Below are 16,043 nucleotides of genomic sequence, written 5' to 3' on the forward strand. Positions count from 1 at the left end.
CGTTCCGGCGAGCCCCCGGTGTCCCTCGTGACGCCGGGGGCTCGTCATGTCCGGGTCGTCCCGGGCCCGCTCAGGCCGCGGCCGAGCGGTACTTGCGCACCGCCAGGGTCCGGAAGACCACGATGATCAGGACCGACCAGATCAGCGAGGCCCAGGCCGGATGCTCCATCGGCCAGGCACTGGAGGGTGACACCCCCGGGTTGCCGAACAGCTCCCGGCAGGCCTGCACCGTGGCGCTGAACGGGTTCCAGTCCGCCACATGCCGCAGCCAGGGCGTCATCCGGCTGGAGTCCACGAACGCGTTGGACAGGAACGTCACCGGGAAGAGCCAGATCAGACCGCCGGAGGTGGCCGCCTCGGGTGTGCGCACCGACAGGCCGATCAGCGCGCCGACCCAGGTGAACGCGTATCCCAGCAGGAGCAGCAGGGCGAAGGCGCCGAGCACCTCACCGAAGCTGGTGTGGGTCCGCCAGCCGACGAGCAGGGCGACTATGGCCAGGACGAGCAGGGTCAGGGCGGTCTGCACCAGGTCGGCGAGGGTGCGCCCGGTCAGCACCGCTCCGCGCGCCATGGGCAGCGAGCGGAACCGGTCTATCAGGCCCTTGTGCATGTCGTCGGCGATACCCGCGCCGGCTCCGGCGGTGGCGAAGGTGACGGTCTGGGCGAAGATGCCCGCCATCAGGAACTCGCGGTAGACCCCGGGGTCGGTGGTGCCGCCGATGTTCATGGAGCCGCCGAACACATAGCTGAACAGCACCACGAACATGATCGGCTGGATCAGCCCGAAGATGATCATCTCCGGGATCCGGGACATACGGATCAGGTTGCGCTTGGCGACGACGAGCGAGTCCCGGACCGACTGGACGACCGGGTTCTGGCCCGCCGCGACGGGTGCGGCCTCGGTGACGGCGCTCACTGGCCGTCCTCCTTTCTGCGGGTGCGGTTGCGTGACCGCGCGTCGGCGGGGGTCTGCTCGTCGGTCTCCTCGTCCTCGGGCTTGGCCTCGGCGACATGGCCGGTCAGGGAGAGGAACACGTCGTCGAGGGTGGGGCGGCGCAGTCCGATGTCGTCGATCTCGATGCCGCGGACGTCGAGTTCGCGGATGATCTCGGCGAGCAGCTTGGCGCCGCCGGTGACGGGCACGGTGAGCTTGCGGGTGTGTTCCTCGTAGCTGGTCTCGCCCTTGCCGAGGCCGGTGAGCACCTCGGAGGCGGTGGGTATGTCCTCGCGCTCATGGACGACGACTTCCACGCGCTCGCCGCCGGTGCGGGCCTTGAGCTGGTCGGAGGTGCCGCGGGCGATGACCTTGCCGTGGTCGACGACCGCGATGTCGTGCGCAAGGTGGTCGGCCTCCTCCAGATACTGCGTGGTGAGCAGCAGGGTGGTGCCGCCTGAGACGAGCTGCTTGATGACCTCCCACAGCTGCTGGCGGTTGCGCGGGTCGAGTCCGGTCGTCGGCTCGTCCATGAACATCACGGGCGGGGAGACGACCAGCGCCGCGGCCAGGTCGAGCCTGCGGCGCATGCCGCCGGAGTAGGTCTTGGCGGTGCGGTCGGCGGCCTCGGTGAGGTGGAACTGCTCCAGCAGCTCCTCGGCCCTGACCTTCGCGGCCTTGGCCTTCATCTGGTAGAGCTGGCCGACCATCTGGAGGTTCTCGCGGCCGGTGAGCAGTTCGTCGACCGCCGCGAACTGGCCGGACAGGCCGATGGAGCGGCGTACCTCGTTGGGCTGCTTGAGCACGTCGAGGCCGGCGACGATCGCGCGGCCGCTGTCGGGGCGCAGCAGGGTGGTCAGACAGCGCACCGTCGTGGTCTTGCCCGCGCCGTTGGGCCCGAGCAGGCCGAGGACGGTTCCCTCGGGGACATCGAGGTCGACGCCGTCCAGTGCCTTTACCTTGCCGAAGGTCTTCACCAGACCCTCGGCGTGAATGGCGCCTGGCATATGAGTCTCCACGTCGTTGGGGATTCTGCGGAAAGCCTAGGTTCGTGCTTTTCGCTCCGCTCGGTGTTTTCGCGCTGTGCAGGTGAGGCGCGGAGTCCGCCGAGTGCGGGGCCGTGCGTCCACGGTATCGCGATGTATCGCGTCTCTCAATGGGCTTCGCTCGAACGAGTGACCGGGGGAGGTCCGGCCTCGGTCGAGGGTCGGTCGTGGCCAGGTGGACGACCGGTGGCGGGCTCAGCCGATGACCCGGCGCCCGGTCCCGGCCTCGGTCGAGGGTCGGTCGTGGCCAGGTGGACGACCGGTGGCCGGCTCAGCCGATGACCCGGCGCCCGGTCCCGGCCTCGGTCGAGGGTCGGTCGTGGCCAGGTGGACGACCGGTGGCGGGCTCAGCCGATGACCCGGCGTCCGGTCCCGGCCTCGGTCGAGGGTCGGTCGTGGCCAGGTGGACGACCGGTGGCGGGCGGCGTCCGGTCCCGGTCTCAGTCGATGACCCGGTACCCCGCCTCGCGCAGCGCCTGGCCGACCTCCGCGCAGTGCACGGGGCCCTTGGTCTCCAGGTGCAGGTCGACCTCCGCCTCCGTGAGGCCGAGCCGCGGATCGGTCCGGACATGGCCCACGTCGAGCACGTTGGCGTCCACCGCCGACAGCACCCCGAGCAGCGTGGCGAGGGCCCCCGGCCGGTCGGTCAGCCGCAGCCGGACCGCGAGGTAGCGGCCCTGCGCGGCCATGCCGTGCCGCAGCACCCGCTGGAGCAGCACCGGATCGACGTTGCCGCCGGACAGCACCGCCACGACCGGCCCCTCGAAGGCGCCCGGGTCGCTCAGCAGCGCCGCCACCGGGCTGGCCCCGGCCGGCTCCACGACCAGCTTGGCCCGCTCCAGGCACAGCAGCAGCGCCGTGGCCAGCTCGTCCTCGGTGACCGTGCGCACCTCGTCCACCAGCTCGCTGACCAGGCCGAACGGCACGTCGCCCGGCCGCCCCACCCGGATGCCGTCGGCCATCGTCACCGGGGTCGTGAGCGCCACCGGCCGCCCCGCCGCCAGCGAGGGCGGGTACGCGGCCGCGCCCGCGGCCTGCACGCCGACGATCCGGACGTCCGGCCGCAGCGCCTTCACCGCGACCGCGATCCCCGCGGCCAGCCCGCCGCCGCCGATCCCGACGACGATCGTCCGCACCTCGGGGCACTGCTCGAGGATCTCCAGGCCGACCGTGCCCTGCCCCGCGATGATGTCGGGGTGGTCGAAGGGATGGATGAAGACCGCGCCCGTCTCGTCGGCGTACTCCTCGGCCGCCGCGAGGGTCTCGTCGACGACCTGGCCGTGCAGCCGCACCTCGGCGCCGTAGTCACGGGTCGCGCTGATCTTGGGCAGCGGTGCGCCCTTGGGCATGAACACCGTCGACCGCACTCCCAGCAGCGACGACGCGAGGGCGACGCCCTGCGCGTGGTTGCCCGCGCTCGCGGCCACCACCCCCGCGGCCCGCTCCTCGGGGAGCAGTCCGGCGATCCGGACGTAGGCGCCGCGCAGCTTGAACGAGCCCGTCCGCTGGAGGTTCTCGCACTTGAGGTGGACGGGCGCCCCCACCAGCTGCGTGAGGTGCCGGCTGCCCTCCATCGCGGTCACCCGCGCCACCCCCGCGAGCATCTTCCGGGCCCCGCGCACGTCGTCGAGGGTGACCGGCGGCAGGGGATCGGCCTTGAGGTGGTTCATGTCTCAAGTCTCGCAGTTCACACCCGGCGCGCGCGGTTGTGACCAACCTCCGAGACCGGTTTGCGCAGCGCCGGTACGGCCCGTCCCCCATCCGCGTACTCTGTCCCCCAACTCAGCCGCCCCTTCATGAAGTGAGCCTCCGGCCATGCCCACAACACCTGAAATGTCGATGGACATGAGGACCGTCGGTGACACCGGTCTCCTCGACGCTCTGCAGCACGAGGTGGCGGTGTTCGCCCGCCGTGCCGAACAGACCCGGCTCGGTGGGGTCGGTCAGGTGCGCAACTCCATGGACCGCGCCGCGTACCTGCTGCTCAACCGGCTCGACAAGGAGGGCCCGATGGGCGTCAAGGCGCTCGCCGCGAGCATGGGCATCGACTCCTCGACGGTCACCCGGCAGGTGGCTCCGCTCGTCGACACCGGGCTCGTCAAGCGCACCTCGCACCCCGAGGACGGGCGGGCCGTGGTGCTCCAGCTGTCCCCGCGCGGGCTGTCGCGGCTGGAGGAAGTGCGCTCCTCGCGGCGTCAGTTGATGGACGAGCTGACACACGACTGGGGCCCGCAGGAGCGCGAGGCGTTCTGCACGCTCCTCACCCGCTTCAATGACGCCCTTTCCGCGCGGATGTCCACCCATGGCATGACCGGGCCGGAGTCCGCGCCGGCGTCCTGAGCGCCGCGACCGGCCGCCCGCACGCGCGCGTCCGCTGCCTGTACGCCGACCACAGGTTCGCCCCGCCCGCCTCCCGGTGCCGGTACCGCGTGACAGGGCTGCTGCGCGGCTCTTGACCGAAAGGGCACCCCTGGCCTCATATGAGACCGAGCCCCGTCGTACGCCGGTTCGCCGCGCGGCGGCCGTGCGCCGCCGGGGCCGATTCCTCATGGTCGCCCTCAGGGGGAGGTGCGGTGCGAGAACGGCAAGCGGACCGAGGCGCCCGCCGGGACCGGGAGTTCGAGGCGTTCGTCGCGGGCGCCTCGGGGCGGCTGCTGCACACAGCGACGCTGCTGACGGCGGAGACGCCGACCGACAACCCGCGCGCGCGGCGCCTGCTCACGCTCGCCCTCGCGCACACGTACGCGTGCTGGGACCGACTGCGCGGCGAGGACCCGTACAACCGCACCCGGCAGTATGTCGCCACCCGCTTCGCCCGTACGGCCTGGCATCAGTACGGCGCTCTGGGCCGGGCCCGCCCGCGCCCCGGCAGCGTCCTGGCCGTGCTCGCCCCGCAGGAGCGGCTGATTCTCGTCCTGCGGCTCTACGAGGGTGTCGCGGAGGAACAGGCCGCTGCTCTGCTGGGCCTGCCCGTGGAGCGCGTGCGCGCCATCTGCGACCGCGCGACCGCGACCCTGCTGCATCCGCCGCGGGGCCCGGCACCGGCGGTCGTGGGCGCGAAGGCGGTGGCGTCGTGAGCGCCGGGGCGGTGGCGTCATGAGCCGGGCCGACCGGGAGGCGGCGGCGCGGCGGATCATGGAACGGACGCCTCCGCCGGTGCCGCCCGAGCTGTACACCGACGCCGTGCGCCACGGCAGCCGGCTGCTGCACCGGCAGGTCCTGGTCCGGCGCCTGCTGTGGCTGCTGCTGTGCGTGGCGGTCGTGGCGTTCGCCGTCTGGGCCGTCATGGTCCAGCCGTGGGTGGAGCCGCCGTCGGAGACGACCCCACCCCTCGAGGGCTGGTAGCCGTCAGCCGATCGCCTGCTGGAGGTCCTCCAGCAGGTCGTCCACGTTCTCGATGCCCACGGAGAGGCGTACGAGGTCGGCGGGGACCTCCAGGGCCGAACCGGCCGCGGAGGCGTGGGTCATGCGGCCCGGGTGCTCGATCAGCGACTCCACGCCGCCCAGGGACTCGCCCAGGGTGAAGATCTTGGCGCGGTTGCAGACCTCGACGGCCGCCTCCTCGCCGCCGTCCACCTGGAAGGAGATCATGCCGCCGAACGACCGCATCTGCTTGGCCGCGACCTCGTGGCCCGGGTGGTCCGGCAGGCCCGGGTAGAGCACCCGCGTCACGCGCGCGTGGCGGGTGAGCATGTCGGCGATCTTGGTGGCGTTCTCGCTGTGCCGGTCCATGCGCACCGACAGCGTCTTGGTGCCGCGCAGCACCAGCCAGGAGTCGAAGGGCCCGGCGACCGCGCCCATGGCGTTCTGGTGGTACGCCAGCTCCTCGCCGAGGCCCTCGTCGGCCACGATCAGCGCGCCGCCGACCACGTCGGAGTGGCCGCCCATGTACTTGGTGAGGGAGTGCACGACCACGTCCGCGCCGAGCGACAGCGGCTGCTGGAGGTACGGCGTGGCGAAGGTGTTGTCGACGACCAGCTTGGCGCCGGCGTCCCGGGCGACCTGGGCGACGGCGGCGATGTCGGTGATGCCGAGCAGCGGGTTGGAGGGCGTCTCCACCCAGACGACCTTGGTCTTCGGGGTGATCGCGGCGCGCACCGCGGCCGGGTCGCTGGTGTTCGCGACCGACCACTCCACGCCCCAGCGGGCGACGACCTTGGCGAAGAGCCGGAACGTGCCGCCGTAGGCGTCGTTCGGGATCACCACGTGGTCGCCGGGGCTGAGCAGCGTACGCAACAGGCAGTCCTCGGCCGCCAGTCCGGACGCGAACGCGAGGCCGCGGCGGCCGCCCTCCAGGGCGGCGAGGTTCTCCTCCAGGGCGGTCCTGGTGGGGTTGGCGCTGCGGCTGTACTCGTAGCCGCCGCGCAGACCGCCGACGCCGTCCTGCTTGTAGGTGGACACCTGGTAGATCGGCGGGACGACCGCGCCGGTCAGAGGGTCGGCGGTGTTGCCCGCGTGGATCGCGAGCGTCTCGAAGTGCTGACTGATGTGCCTGTCGCTCATGTGCACCGAGCGTAGTGCTCCTGACGGGCGGGTGCCGGACGAGTGGGCGGCCACGAGGGTTCCCCCTCGGTTTTCCACAGGCCGGGGGCCAGGTTGGCCAATTGTCGGCGGTGTCTGGTTCGCTTGAGGCATGGAGATTCTCTGGGTCCTGATGGCACTGCTCATGCTGGGCTTCGTGCTCGGTCCGTTCGTCATGCGCAGGCGCCGCGGCATCGAGCTGGTGTCCCCGCAGCACCCGGACGCCGCCGACCCCGCGAACTACGGGTTCGTGCGGCAGGAGGAGCTCGACGTGCGCATGCCCGGCCCCGACCAGGATCTGCTGGACGTGCTGGACCTGGTGCAGCGCACCCAGGACCACCGGGCGGCGGCCCAGCTGCTCGCGGGGACCGAGACGGAGGGCGAGCGGCGCTGGCAGCGTGTGCAGGCCTTCGCCGGTGCGGCGGCGCTGGAGCTCCAGCAGCAGCCGGGCGGGGTCAGCGAGACGCCCGGCGGGCAGTGGCTGCGGGTGTGGCGCGCGGAGGCGCCGAAGGACGCGGGCGGGGCGGCGGTGCACGCCGAGTTCCTGGTGCAGCAGGCGTGGCGTACGTCGACGCCGGGCACGGACGACTTCCGGATCATCATGGAGGAGGCCAGGGCGGCGTGTGCCGACGCGGCGCTGCTCTCCCCCGGCGACCCGGTCCCCCACATCATCGAGCTGTCCGTTGCGCGGGGCCTGGCCTACTCGCAGGCCGAGTTCGAGCAGCTCTGGCTGAAGATCCTGGACCACGCGCCCGCGCACATGGGCGCGCATCTGGCGGCCCTGCACTACTGGTGCGAGAAGTGGCACGGCTCGCGCGAGCAGGCCTACGCCTTCGCCGAGGCCGCGGCGGCGCGGGCCCCGCAGGGTTCGCTGCTCGCGGCGATGCCGCTGTTCGCCGTCTTCGAGCACCTGCCCGAGGTCAACCTGGTCGCGAGCTTCTACCAGAGCGAGGTCGTCACCAAGGCGATGCACGGCGCCCTGCACGCGGTGCACTCCGCGCGCGCCGACGACCCGATGCTCGCCCACGTCCGCCACCTGCTGCTGTTCTTCCTGGTCCGCGCCGAGCGCTGGTCCGAAGCCATGAGCCAGCTCGTCCACGTCGACGGCCACGTCGGCGCCCTCCCCTGGACCCTGTCCGCCGACCCGGCCGCCCAGTTCGCGATATTCCGCGCCCTCGCGGTCGCGGGCTACGAGGCGAACGGCGGCACACCGGCGACGCTGCACAGCTGAGCGGCGGGCCGGCGCGCCGCGGGGGCGGGACCGGCCTCGCCCGCGGTCCGGGAGGGCCGTTTCCCGAACTGCTCGTCCCGCTTGGGGGGGGGACGAGGAGCCGGTCGGCCGACGCCGTGCGACGCTGCTCCACGACTGACCGGCCCGCCTCGGCGGGCACCCAGGGGAGGGGAACACACACATGGGGAAGCGGTTCGAGCAAGGCATGGCCACGCTGGCCGGTCTGACGCTGGCCGGTGGCGGCCTCGCGGCGGTGAACGCGACGCCCGCGGCGGCGAGTTCGTACGACTGCCCCGCAGGCTACTTCTGCGGATGGACGGGCGAGAACGCCGACGGCTCGATGTGGAAGACGAAGCAGAACGTCGCGGACCTGGGCGGCTGGGACAACAAGATCCGCTCGTACGTCAACCGTACGAAGGTGATCGCCTGCGTCTACGAGGACAAGAACTACTCGCCGTGGGGCGGCTACTGGGCGCAGGACCCGAACTCACCCGGCGAGTACAACGGGGAGCCGGTCGCGACCACCAGCTCGATCAAGTTCGTCCGCACCGAGCGCGAGTGCAGCCAGACCGCCTACCCGCGCTGGCACTCCCAGACCTCCCCGCAGGCCCTGGGCTTCGGGGACATGAACGGTGACCGCAGGGCCGATGTGATCACCCGCGACCAGGCCGGACGGATGTGGTTCACGCCGGGCAACGGCACCGGCCGGCTCATCGGCAGCGGCTGGAACGGCATGAACGCCCTCACGCGGCACGGCGACTTCAGCAGGGACGGCCGGGAGGACGTCATCGCCCGCGAGGCGTCCACCGGCAGGCTGTGGCTCTACCCCGGCACCGGCACCGGCTCCCTCGGCACCCGCAGGCTCCTCGGCTCGGGCGGGTGGAACTCCCTGAGCAAGGTCACCGCCTTCGGCGATCTGACCGACGACCGGCGTTCCGACCTGCTCGCGGTGGAGAAGGCCACGGGGAAGCTGTACCTGTACCCGGGCACCTCCACCGGCCGGCTCGGTGCGCGCAAGGTCATCGGCCGAGGCGGCTGGAACAGCATGAACGCCCTCGCCGGCGTCGGCGACATGAACGGCGACGGCCGCGCCGACCTCTACGCCCGCGAGGCCGCCACCGGCAAGCTGTGGCTCTACCCCGGCCGCTCCGGCGCCCTCGGCTCGCGCGTCCTTGTCGGCTCGGGCGGCTGGAACGCCATGGCGAACCTCATCCCCGTCGGCGACTTCTCCGGCGACGGCCGCCCCGACCTCGCCGCCGTCACCAACGAGAGGTACGTGATCGACGGCTTCTCCGGCAACCCCGGCTGGCTGCTCACCTACAAGGGCCTGGGCAACGGCCGCCTGGCCGCCGGCGAACGCACCGACGGCGAATGGTGGGGCCTCAACGGCTCCTTCTGATCCCCGCCCACCTCGGCCCCTGACCATTTCACCCCAGCCGGGGGCCGACACCATGCTTCGGCTGCGGTCCGGTTCCGTAGAACGTCAGCCTTCGTAGAGCAGTGTTTCGGTCACACTGCCCCATTCAGAACATGATTCGCCACACGCCTCGCCACCATGACCATCATGGCGACTTCGGGGGCGGGGAGCAGTGGGCTCGGTGGGTTGGGGCAGTGGTGGGGGGTGCTGGCCGGCGCACTGCTCATCGCTGTCTGGGTCAATGGGGCGGCCGGACCCGTGGCGATCGTCGTCCTTTCCGCCGCCGTGCTCCTGTGGTCCTTCTTCCAGGCTCCCGTGACCTGTGGGGCACCGGTCAGGGGGCGGAAGGACGGCTGCCGCAACAACGCAAACGGCCTCCTCATGGGCTGCCACATCCGCCAGCACCGATGGCAGAAGCTCAGAATGCTGATCATTCGCCGACGCGTACGCGAGTTCTGCGCCGGGTTGTTCTCCGACGGCAAGGCAGCCCTCGTCACACTCGCGGCCGTGGGCAGTTTTATCTCCGGCCTGGTGGCACTGATACCCGGCGCCGCTGTCGGCTGAGGCAAGTGGATGTTCAGGGCGGTGATTGCTGGATAAAGTCTTGCGGTTACTACTGGTCGTGGGGGCGACCAGAGCTCGGTCGGCCATGCCGACGTCCTGGGGAGGGCCTGTAACGCATGAGTCGTCGCTCTGCTGGTTTTGTCGGTGTCTGGGCCGAAATGCAGCGCCAGCACCAGCGTCAAGTGGAAGCCGAGGCCAGACGGAGCCGGGCAGAGGCACAGCAGGCGCGGGCACATCACCGACGTGCCGCCCAGGAGTACAAGGATTACCGGAACGCGGAGGCGAGGCGGCGCACCGAGGAGTTGGAGGCTCGGATCGCTGCTTTGCAGGGACTGCTCGGCGCGGGGTGCCGGGCGCCGGCCTTCAGCGCGTCGTCGTTGTTGCGGACCGCAGAGACTGCACCGTTCGACCCGGGGCCGCTCGCCTGGCCCGTGCGCATGCCTGATCCGAGCCAGTACCAGGCACAGGGCGGATGGACGGCCACTCGTCGTGCGCAGGCCCAAGCGGAGGCTCAGGCTCGTTTCGAACGGGACTGGCAAGCTGCTCAGGTGGCCGAAGGCCAGCGGCAGCAGCAGTTAGCGGCCCTGCGGCGGGATCACGAGCAGCGGGCGGCGGCCCAGCAGGCGGAGGTGCGGCGGCACAACGCCGACGTCTCGGAGGTGATCGAGGGCGTCCGGCGTGGTGACCCCGACTCGGTGGTCGAGTACTTCTCGGCCGCCCTCTACTCGTCGACCGCCTGGCCCGAGGGGTTTCCGCGACAGGTCGCGGCGGCATTCGACCCTGCGGCCCGGCAGCTCGTCCTGGACTGGGAGCTGCCCGGGTACGACGTCGTCCCCGAGGCGAAGTCGGTGAGATACGTACCCGCCCAGGACCAGGACAAGGAAACCGCACGTCCGGTGACCCAGCGCCGTGCACTGTACAGGGAAGTGCTGGCGCAGGGGATGCTGCTGGTTCTGCACCAGCTCTTCGCAGCGGACGAGTACGACATCCTCGACTCGGTGGCCCTGAATGGCTTCGTCGACGCCCACGATCCCGCGACGGGCCGGCAGACACACATCTTCCTGGCGACCGTCATGGCGCAGCGGGCGGTCTTCACCGGCCTGCACTTGACGCAGGTCGAAGCTGTCAGCTGCCTGACGGACGCGTTGCGGGGACAGCTCGCAGCCCGACCCGACCAACTCACCTCCGTACGGCCGAGTCGGAAGCCCCAGGACGTGGGGGATCACGTGGTCACTCATGGCGGTGACCAGGAGCCAGACCTGTACGACATGGACCCGATCGCCTTCGAGTCGCTCGTGGCCGACCTGTTCCGCGCCATGGGAATGCAGGCGGTGACGACCCAGCGCTCGAACGACGGCGGCGTGGATGTGGACGCGCAGGACCCGACGCCCATCCGGGGCGGCAAGATCGTCGTACAGGTGAAGCGCTACCGCAGCACGGTGCCGCCCACGGCTGTGCGTGACCTGTACGGCACCGTGCAGGACGCGGGTGCCAACAAGGGCGTCCTGGTGACCACGTCGGGCTTCGGTCCCGGCTCCCACACCTTCGCGCGAGGTAAGCCGCTGGAGCTCATTTCGGGCGGCGAACTTGTCGATCTGCTGCACCGGCATGGGCTTCGCGGCCGTCTGGGCGAGGGAATGCCGTCGGCCGCGGCGGAGCCGACACCCTCCGCGCCGTCCGCCCCGGTCGACGACTACAACGTGCTCGGTATGACGTGGTCCGGCAGCGTCGCCTTGGACGTATGCGCGCTCGTCTGCCATGGGAACCGGGTCCTGAGCGAAGACCACTTCGTCTTCTTCAACAACCCGCAGAGCCCGGACGGGTCGGTGCGAGCGGCATCCGCTGTGGCGCCGGACAAGGCGGCGGTCCGGGTGTCCTTCGACGCGCTGCCGCAGCACGCCGACCGGTTGGTTCTGGTGGCGGCCGTCGATCCAGAGGTGAACCCGCAGGCGGACCTCTCCGGGTTCACCGACGCATGCATCAGGTTGCTGGACCCGGGCATGACTGAGCTGGGCCGGCTCGAGGTCTCCGACGGTCGTGTCCACGAGACCGCGCTGGTGCTCGGCTCCTTCCGGCGCAGGCCGAGCGGAGACTGGGACTTCGTACTGGGAGGGAAGGGATACACCGGGGGTCTGGAGCAGCTTGTCGGGGAGTACGGCATCGAGGTGGAGTGACGCCACCGGTCAAGAGCTGGCCCTGCTGTCCGGTGCTGTCATGCAGCCCCGCTCCCATAAGGCCGCGTCAGTATCTCCAGGTTGTGCCCGTTCGGGTCCTCGAAGTACGTGCCGCGGCCGCCGTCGTTGTGGTTGATCTCGCCAGGGCGGGAGTGGAACGGGTCGGCCCAGTAGGTCAGGCCGGCGGCGCGGATGCGGGTGAAGATGGTGTCGAAGTCGGTCTCGGAGACCAGGAAGGCGTAGTGCTGGGGCGTGATGTCGCCGGGTGAGTCCATGTAGTCGAGGGTCACGCCGTTGGGTATCTCGACGGGGACGAAGGGGCCGTACTGCGGGCTCACCTCCAGGCCGAGGAGGTCGGCGAGGAAGCGGGCCGAGGCCTTCTTGTCGTGAGCGCTGACGATGGTGTGGTTCAGCTGCACGGTCATGCTTCCACGCTAGGCAGCGGCCCTGCCCCGCACCACAGACCTACGGACGATCCGGGTAGGTCCATGGGCCTACCGCGCGCGTACGGCCCTGGTCTTCCCCGGACGTACGCCGAGGCCCCCGGGGCGCTCCCCGGGGGCCTCGTACAGCGTCAGGTCAGATCGTCGACGCGTCGATCACGAAGCGGTAGCGCACATCGCTGTTCAGTACGCGCTCGTACGCCTCGTTGATCTCCTCGGCCCGGATCAGCTCGATCTCGGCGCCGAAGCCGTGCCCCGCGCAGAAGTCGAGCATCTCCTGGGTCTCGGCGATGCCGCCGATCATGGAACCGGCGAGCGTCTTGCGGTTGCCGATGACGGAGAAGAGGTTGAGGGAGATCGGCTCCTCGGGGGCGCCGACGTTCACCAGGGCACCGTCGGTCTTCAGCAGCGTGAGGTACGCGTTGAAGTCCAGCGGGGCCGAGACCGTCGAGACGATCAGGTCGAAGGTGCCGGCCAGCTCCTGGAAGGTCTTCGGGTCGCTGGTGGCGTAGTAGTGGTCGGCGCCCAGCTTGAGGCCGTCGTCCTTCTTGCGCAGCGACTGCGACAGGACGGTCACCTCGGCGCCGAGGGCGTGCGCGATCTTGACGCCCATGTGGCCGAGGCCGCCCATGCCGAGGATCGCGACCTTCTTGCCGGGGCCGGCGCCCCAGTGCTTGAGCGGGGAGTACAGGGTGATGCCGGCGCACAGCAGCGGCGCGGCCTCGTCGAGCGCCAGGCCGTCGGGGATGCGCACGACGTAGTTCTCGTCGACGACGATCTTCTCGGAGTAGCCGCCGTAGGTGGGCTCGCCGTCCTTGCCGACGGCGTTGTACGTGCCGACCATGCCGCCGCCGGTGCAGTACTGCTCCAGGCCGGCCTTGCAGTTGTCGCACTCGCGGCAGGAGTCGACCATGCAGCCGACGCCCACCCGGTCGCCCACGGCGTACTTGGTCACGCCGGAGCCGACGGCGGAGACGACGCCCGCGATCTCATGGCCGGGGACCATCGGGAAGATCGCCTCGCCCCAGCCCTCACGGGCCTGGTGGATGTCGGAGTGGCAGATACCCGCGTACTTGATGTCGATCAGGACGTCGTGCTCGCCCACCTCGCGCCGCTCGATGGTGGTGCGCTCCAGCGGAGCCTTGGCGGCGGGGGCGGCGTACGCAGCAACAGTGGTCATGCCGGGGGTTCTCCTAGCAGAGTGATCCGCGCCCGGCTGCCTTTCGGCCGGGCACGCTGACCAGCCTGCCGCAACGGCAGGCATCCGCCCAGGTCACGGCTGTGCCTACGCACGCTGTGCCTACCACTGGCAAGGTCAGGCTTGCGGGCGTACGTCCGGGAATACTGGACCGTATGGAAGCACAGCCCGCATCCGAGTCCGCGACTGACGCCGCGCCCGAGTCCGGCACCGCCCTGGACCGCCGAGCCGAGCTCAGCGAGTTCCTGCGCACCCGGCGTGCCCGGCTCAAGCCGCAGGACGTGGGGCTGCCGGAGTTCGGCAGGCAGCGCAGGGTGCCCGGGTTGCGTCGCGAGGAGCTGGCCCAGCTGGCCGGGGTGTCGGTGGCGTACTACACGCGCCTGGAGCAGGGCAACGGACGCAATGTGTCCACGGAGGTGCTGGACGCCATCGCCCGGGCGCTCAGGCTGACCGACGCCGAGCACGCGCATCTGACGCACCTGGCCAACCCCAAGCAGCACAAGAAGAAGCCGGCCGCGCGCAGCCAGCAGGTGCGTCCGGCGCTGCGGCAGCTGCTGGACACCATGGACGCGGTCCCGGCGTACGTCGTGGGGCGGCGCTCGGACATCCTGGCGTGGAACCGGATGGCGGCGGCGCTCTTCGGGGACTGGGCGGAGCTGCCGGCCGCGCACCGCAACTGGGCGCGGCTAGTGTTCCTGAGGCCCGACTACCACGACCTGTTCCAGGACTGGGAGCAGAAGGCGATCGACATCGTGTGCCATCTGCGGATGGACGCCGGCTGCTATCCGGACGATCCGCGGCTGTCGGCGCTGGTGGGCGAACTGTCCGTGAAGAGCGAGGACTTCCGTCGGCTGTGGGCCACCCATGACGTGAAGGAGAAGTCGCACGGGGTGAAGCTGCTGCGCCATCCGCTGGTGGGCGAGCTGTCCCTGCGCTTCGAGTCCTTCCGCCTCGCCGACGACTCCGAGCAGGTCCTGGTCACCTATCACGCCGACCCGGCCACGCCCTCCGCGGAGGCACTGCGGCTACTGGCCAGCTGGGGCACGGACGCGACCCGCGCGGGTCAGGGCAGCGGCGTACAGCACTGAGTCACGCGGGTCGGGACAGCGGCGTACAGCACTGGGTCAGTCGGCCACGCCCAGGTCCTCCCGCATCAGCCGCCGCATCGCCGACAGCCGCGGTTCGGCCTCCTTCAGCGCGAGCAGAGCCGCGTCGGGGTCCTCGCCCGGCCGGGCCAGGCCGCGGTCGAGGCGCTTGACGGCCGCGTCGCTCGCGGCGAGGACCTCGTTGACGGCCCGGGAGGCGTCGAGGATCCGCTCGGGCACGATCATCTGCGCCTCGGCGTACCGGTCGCGGTACTCGCGGCGCACCTCTTCGAGGTGATCGCGGTCCTGCTCGGTCCACACGCCGTCGCGGACGCGGTGCAGTGCGTCCTTGAGCAGGGTGTGGAACTGCCGGGCGGACCGGTTCATCGCGGTGTACGCCTCCCGCCGCTCGGTCAGCCGCCGCTCACGTACGGCGGCGCCGGCCTCCTCGGCACGTCGGCGGTCGGTCAGCCGCTGGCTGAGGACGGGCGCGAAGAGCGTGCCGAGGACACCGACGACGGCGGTGATCATGGCGGTGACGGCAGCGGTCATACGGCGACTCTACGGCGGCCCGCTCACCCCTGACACGACGTGACCGCGACCCTGCCCGCGGCCGCTCAGCCCTGGTACGGCGGTGCGGCGCCCCACGTCCACCGGGGCACCGGCTGCTCGGCGGGGGGTGCCGCGTCGGGGCCGGAGAAGTACAGCGCGAGGCGGGTGCCCCACTCGACGTAGGCGAGGAAGGCGGACCGGAACTCGGCGTCGGTGGGCAGGCCGGCCTCGTCGGCCGCGTCCTGGACGAGGTTGACCCAGCGGCGGCGCTGGGGCTCGGTGATGCCCTTGCCGAGATGCTTGGCGACCATGTGGCTGTGGCCGCCCTGGGTCTCGGAGTAGCGGGGCGGACCGCCGAAGACCTCGCCGAGCCAGAGGGCGACGTGTTCGGCGTGGGCGGGGTCGAGGCCGGCGAAGACCGGCGCGAGGAGGTCGTCCTTCAGGACCTTGTCGTAGAAGACCGACGTCAGGCGGGCAAGGGCCGCGGCGCCGCCCGCCCAGTCGTAGAGGCTGGGGACGGCCGCGCCCGGGCCGCGCACCGGGGTGGGGGCGTAGTGGCGCATCTCCTCGATGTCCGCGATGTACGGCCTGATCTCGGCGAGGAAGGCCGGGAACAGGTCGGATTTGCGGAAGCCTTCCAGGTGGTCGGCGGTGGAGGTCCAGGTGATGCGCAGGATGTGGTGCTCGGCGTCCTCCTCGCAGCGGGTGAGTTCGTAGTCGACACATTGCGGGGCCGCGGCCAGCTGCGTCGCGGCGCGGGTGTAGGCGGCCAGGAACTCCGCCGAGCGCTCTTCGGGAATGCGGTACCGGATGTACTCCACCGTGTGAGCCGTCATGGGGTCACACAAGCACGAACGGCCCGCCGGAAGCAGGGCTTC

The 16,043-nt window shown here is 71.0% G+C and carries 16 protein-coding genes; 8 read left to right on the top strand and 8 right to left on the bottom strand.

Features of this window, described 5'->3' with window-relative positions; all coding sequences use genetic code 11:
* Positions 1 to 70: 70 nt before the first annotated feature.
* From RKD23_RS13990 to ilvA, 3 genes are all read right to left on the bottom strand, one after another.
* Complete coding sequence (locus RKD23_RS13990; RefSeq protein ID WP_424853985.1) at positions 71 to 916, bottom strand: ABC transporter permease; 846 nt, start codon at positions 914 to 916, stop codon at positions 71 to 73.
* Positions 913 to 1,941: an ATP-binding cassette domain-containing protein gene (locus tag RKD23_RS13995; RefSeq protein ID WP_424853986.1), complete on the bottom strand. Its 1,029-nt coding sequence runs from the start codon at positions 1,939 to 1,941 to the stop codon at positions 913 to 915. Before RKD23_RS13995 ends, RKD23_RS13990 begins: the two co-directional genes overlap by 4 nt.
* Before the next feature lie 479 nt (positions 1,942 to 2,420).
* A complete protein-coding gene (ilvA, locus tag RKD23_RS14000; RefSeq protein WP_424853987.1) occupies positions 2,421 to 3,650 on the bottom strand; it encodes a threonine ammonia-lyase in 1,230 nt (409 codons plus the stop codon).
* Positions 3,651 to 3,813: 163 nt separating this feature from the next.
* Here ilvA and RKD23_RS14005 point away from each other — a divergent pair, with 163 nt between their 5' ends.
* From RKD23_RS14005 to RKD23_RS14015, 3 genes are all read left to right on the top strand, one after another.
* Positions 3,814 to 4,320, top strand: coding sequence for a MarR family winged helix-turn-helix transcriptional regulator (locus RKD23_RS14005; RefSeq protein ID WP_404042649.1), 507 nt, complete (start codon positions 3,814 to 3,816; stop codon positions 4,318 to 4,320).
* A 233-nt stretch (positions 4,321 to 4,553) separates the two neighbouring features.
* Positions 4,554 to 5,057 (top strand): sigma factor-like helix-turn-helix DNA-binding protein, encoded by a 504-nt coding sequence (locus tag RKD23_RS14010; protein ID WP_424853988.1) that lies wholly within the window; start codon positions 4,554 to 4,556, stop codon positions 5,055 to 5,057.
* A gap of 19 nt (positions 5,058 to 5,076) precedes the next feature.
* On the top strand, positions 5,077 to 5,325 hold the full coding sequence (locus RKD23_RS14015) for a hypothetical protein (protein ID WP_424853989.1): 249 nt from the start codon (positions 5,077 to 5,079) through the stop codon (positions 5,323 to 5,325).
* A 3-nt stretch (positions 5,326 to 5,328) separates the two neighbouring features.
* On the opposite strand, the gene RKD23_RS14020 is transcribed toward RKD23_RS14015, so the two are convergent.
* Positions 5,329 to 6,483, bottom strand: a complete 1,155-nt coding sequence (locus RKD23_RS14020; RefSeq protein WP_424853990.1) for a cystathionine gamma-synthase — start codon at positions 6,481 to 6,483, stop codon at positions 5,329 to 5,331.
* A 130-nt stretch (positions 6,484 to 6,613) separates the two neighbouring features.
* Here RKD23_RS14020 and RKD23_RS14025 point away from each other — a divergent pair, with 130 nt between their 5' ends.
* The 4 genes from RKD23_RS14025 to RKD23_RS14040 all read left to right on the top strand — a co-directional run bounded on the left by RKD23_RS14025 (position 6,614) and on the right by RKD23_RS14040 (position 11,887).
* Positions 6,614 to 7,732: a hypothetical protein gene (locus RKD23_RS14025; protein WP_424853991.1), complete on the top strand. Its 1,119-nt coding sequence runs from the start codon at positions 6,614 to 6,616 to the stop codon at positions 7,730 to 7,732.
* 181 nt (positions 7,733 to 7,913) lie between these two features.
* On the top strand, positions 7,914 to 9,131 hold the full coding sequence (locus RKD23_RS14030; protein WP_424853992.1) for an FG-GAP-like repeat-containing protein: 1,218 nt from the start codon (positions 7,914 to 7,916) through the stop codon (positions 9,129 to 9,131).
* A gap of 165 nt (positions 9,132 to 9,296) precedes the next feature.
* Positions 9,297 to 9,713 carry a hypothetical protein gene (locus RKD23_RS14035; protein ID WP_424853993.1) on the top strand — a complete coding sequence of 139 codons (417 nt, stop codon included), beginning with the start codon at positions 9,297 to 9,299 and terminating at the stop codon, positions 9,711 to 9,713.
* A gap of 116 nt (positions 9,714 to 9,829) precedes the next feature.
* Positions 9,830 to 11,887 (top strand): restriction endonuclease, encoded by a 2,058-nt coding sequence (locus RKD23_RS14040; protein ID WP_424853994.1) that lies wholly within the window; start codon positions 9,830 to 9,832, stop codon positions 11,885 to 11,887.
* A gap of 38 nt (positions 11,888 to 11,925) precedes the next feature.
* Here RKD23_RS14040 and RKD23_RS14045 read toward each other — a convergent pair whose 3' ends face one another.
* Both RKD23_RS14045 and RKD23_RS14050 read right to left on the bottom strand, forming a co-directional pair.
* On the bottom strand, positions 11,926 to 12,312 hold the full coding sequence (locus RKD23_RS14045; RefSeq protein WP_424853995.1) for a VOC family protein: 387 nt from the start codon (positions 12,310 to 12,312) through the stop codon (positions 11,926 to 11,928).
* A 154-nt stretch (positions 12,313 to 12,466) separates the two neighbouring features.
* Positions 12,467 to 13,510 carry an NAD(P)-dependent alcohol dehydrogenase gene (locus tag RKD23_RS14050; RefSeq protein WP_404042565.1) on the bottom strand — a complete coding sequence of 348 codons (1,044 nt, stop codon included), beginning with the start codon at positions 13,508 to 13,510 and terminating at the stop codon, positions 12,467 to 12,469.
* A 173-nt stretch (positions 13,511 to 13,683) separates the two neighbouring features.
* Here RKD23_RS14050 and RKD23_RS14055 point away from each other — a divergent pair, with 173 nt between their 5' ends.
* Complete coding sequence (locus RKD23_RS14055) at positions 13,684 to 14,616, top strand: helix-turn-helix domain-containing protein (protein WP_424853996.1); 933 nt, start codon at positions 13,684 to 13,686, stop codon at positions 14,614 to 14,616.
* 36 nt (positions 14,617 to 14,652) lie between these two features.
* Here RKD23_RS14055 and RKD23_RS14060 read toward each other — a convergent pair whose 3' ends face one another.
* Complete coding sequence (locus tag RKD23_RS14060) at positions 14,653 to 15,165, bottom strand: hypothetical protein (protein ID WP_424853997.1); 513 nt, start codon at positions 15,163 to 15,165, stop codon at positions 14,653 to 14,655.
* 65 nt (positions 15,166 to 15,230) lie between these two features.
* The gene (locus RKD23_RS14065; RefSeq protein WP_424853998.1) at positions 15,231 to 16,001 is read right to left on the bottom strand and encodes a group II truncated hemoglobin; all 771 of its coding nucleotides are present in this window, start codon (positions 15,999 to 16,001) and stop codon (positions 15,231 to 15,233) included.
* Positions 16,002 to 16,043: the final 42 nt, after the last annotated feature.

This window comes from Streptomyces sp. SAI-170, from assembly GCF_049739565.1.
In the GTDB taxonomy this organism is placed as follows: Bacteria; Actinomycetota; Actinomycetes; order Streptomycetales; family Streptomycetaceae; genus Streptomyces.